The sequence below is a fragment of the Cobetia sp. genome (assembly GCF_983723665.1).
Genome location: NZ_CFDJES010000003.1, coordinates 21,962 through 24,845, shown reverse-complemented (window position 1 = coordinate 24,845; position 2,884 = coordinate 21,962). Strand labels below are relative to the sequence as shown.

2 protein-coding genes are annotated in these 2,884 nt (G+C 65.9%); both read left to right on the top strand.

Translation table 11 applies throughout. The annotated features are described in order from the left end of the window. Positions 1-189 precede the first annotated feature (189 nt). Positions 190-1,860, top strand: a complete 1,671-nt coding sequence (locus tag AC4FAH_RS00795; protein WP_286989016.1) for an AMP-binding protein — start codon at positions 190-192, stop codon at positions 1,858-1,860. A 141-nt stretch (positions 1,861-2,001) separates the two neighbouring features. Next, positions 2,002-2,766 carry an SDR family NAD(P)-dependent oxidoreductase gene (locus tag AC4FAH_RS00790; protein WP_286989018.1) on the top strand — a complete coding sequence of 255 codons (765 nt, stop codon included), beginning with the start codon at positions 2,002-2,004 and terminating at the stop codon, positions 2,764-2,766. Positions 2,767-2,884 lie beyond the last annotated feature (118 nt).

Sequence of the window (2,884 nt, the reverse complement as noted above, 5' to 3'; positions counted from 1 at the left end):
CACAATGCTTGCCGCCCGACAGGCTTGTCGCTAACTTGACGTTTACGTTAACTGTAGATGGCTGGCGCCCAGTCATCTCACATCGCCCCGGAGCACCACTCAGGAGCCAGTCACGCCATGACGCCAAGCGATACAACAACAAACCGCACGTCACGCGCCGCCTCAGCTGCATCTGCGAATTCACACGCCATGCAACCCGCCGCCAGCCAGACGCTGAGCGATTATCTGGCCGCCTTCGATATCCAGACACTGCGCGATGAATTGTTCACCACGCCGCTCGACACCGACGGCGAAGGCGAGCTCGGCAATGCCTATGAGGCATGTGTCGGGCGTCATCTGCGCGCCGGGCAGGGCGAACGTATCGCGCTGGTCCACGAAGACGAACAGGGCCGGGTGCGTGAGCTGAGTTACGCACAGCTCGATGAGCAGAGCGCGCGGATGGCGGCTGCCTTGAAGGCACAGGGCGTGATGGCGGGGCAGCGGGTCGCCTGCATGCTGTCGCGCACGCCGGAGCTGATGATCGCGCTGGCCGCGACCTGGCGGCTGGGCGCCGTCTATCAGCCGCTGTTCACCGCCTTCGGCACCGATGCGCTCGACTATCGCCTGTCGCGCGCCGAGACGCAGATCGTGATCACCGAGACGAGCCAGCGCAGCAAGTTCACTGAGCTTGCCCGCCATCCCGTGATCATCTGCGTGCGCGGTGAGGGAGACGCGCTGGAGGCGGGCGATCTCGACTGGCAGACATTGATGCAGAGCGAGCCACTGACCGAGCCGCCGGTGTGGCTTCCGGTGGAGGCGCCCTTCCTGCAGATGTTCACCTCCGGCACGGTCGGCAAGCCCAAGGGCGTGGCGGTGGCACTGAATGCGCTGCCCGCCTTCTGGCTCTATCAACGCCTGGCGGTGGACCTGCGCCCTGGCGAGCGCTTCTGGAACATGGCCGACCCCGGCTGGGCCTACGGCCTCTACTACGCCATCACCGGCCCGCTGTTGCTGGGTGCCACCACCTACTTCATGCAGGCGCCGTTCAGTGCAGAAGGCGGGCTGGCGTTCATGGAGCGTCACCGCATCGACAATTTCGCGGCCGCGCCCACGGCCTATCGCATGCTCAAGGCCTCCGGACTCGGTGAAGGCGCCTTCGAGCGCCTGAACCTGCGGGTCGCAAGCTCCGCCGGTGAGCCCCTCAACACCGAGGTGGTGGGCTGGGTCGCGCGGGAGCTGGGCTGTGCGGTGATGGACCATTACGGCCAGACCGAGACCGGCATGACCTGCTGCAATCATCACGCGCTGGCCCATGAGGTCGTGGTCGGCAGTGTCGGCTTCCCGCTACCCGGCTATCGGCTGGCCGTGCTCGACGCCGAGTATCGTGAGCTGCCGCCGGGTGAGCCGGGTGTGCTGGCGGTGGATATCGCTCGCTCGCCCGCACACTTCTTCGCCGGTTACACCTGGCAGGAGAAACAGCCCTGCGTCGAGGGCTATTACCTGACTGGAGACGTGGTGGTGGCAGAGCCCGATGGCCGCTTCACCTTCGCCGGGCGTGATGACGACATCATCACCACCGCGGGCTATCGCGTCGGCCCGGCGGATGTCGAGAACGCTGTGCTGGTACATCCGGCGGTGGCGGAATCGGCGGCGGTCGGCAAGCCGGATGCGCTGCGTGGCGAGATCATCAAGGCCTATGTGGTGCTGCGCGATGGCCATGTCGGCAGTGACGAGCTGGCGGAGGAAATTCGCGCCAGCGTGCGTCAGCGACTCTCGGCGCACAGCTATCCCCGCGAGATCGACTTCGTCGACAGCCTGCCCAAGACGCCGTCGGGCAAGATCCAGCGTTTCCTGCTGCGGGCACAGGCGCGCGCGAGCTGAACACCGAGGCATACACGCGGCTTTCAGGCACGGCCGGCTATCCGGCGGGGCTTGTCTGTTACCACGCGCCTGTCACCACAGGTCTGTCATCACCTGGCTCTCATCACCTTTCCTGCCATCACCTTTCGGGAGACTCGTTTCATGAAGATCGCCGACCACTGCTTTCTGATCACCGGCGCAGCATCCGGCCTCGGGGCCGCCACGGCCTCACGTATCGTCGCGGCCGGCGGCCAGGTGGTGCTGGCGGACCTTGCCGAGGCCGCACGTGAACAGGCCGATGCGCTGGGGGAGGCGGCACGCTTCTGTCATTGCGACATCACCGACAGCGCCAGTGTCGAGGCCGCGCTGGATGTCGCGGAGCAGACCTTCGGTGCCATTCATGGGGTGATCCACTGTGCCGGTGTGGTGAGCGTCGCCAAGCTGGTGGACCGTGACGGCGAGCCTGCTCCGCTCGCGGGCTTCGAGAAGACGCTGGCGATCAATCTGAGCGGCACCTTCAACGTGGCGCGCCTGACGGCGGCACGCATGGCGCGCAATGCCGCCGAGGGCGAGGACGGCGAGCGGGGCATCATTCTCAATACCGCCTCGGTCGCGGCCTTCGATGGCCAGGTGGGGCAGTGTGCCTATAGCGCCTCCAAGGCCGGGGTCGCCGGCATGACGCTGCCGATGGCGCGTGAGCTGGCACGCCATGGCATTCGCGTGATGGCGATCGCGCCCGGCGTGTTCGAGACACCGATGATGGCCGGCATTCCGGAGCCGGCCCGCGAAGCGCTGTGCGAGGCGGTGCCGTTTCCCAAGCGTCTGGGCAAGCCCGATGAGTTCGCGCGTCTGGCCGAGCACATCATCACCAACAGCATGCTCAACGGGGAAGTGATCCGCCTCGATGGCAGCATTCGCATGGCCTGAGGCTGGCGGGCAAGGCCTTTATCGTCTGGATCGGGCTCTCTGGATCGGCTCCGGGGAGAGAGCACGGTACACAAGGAATCTTGCAGGACAGGTTATCTCTGGGGGAGATATTGCTCGA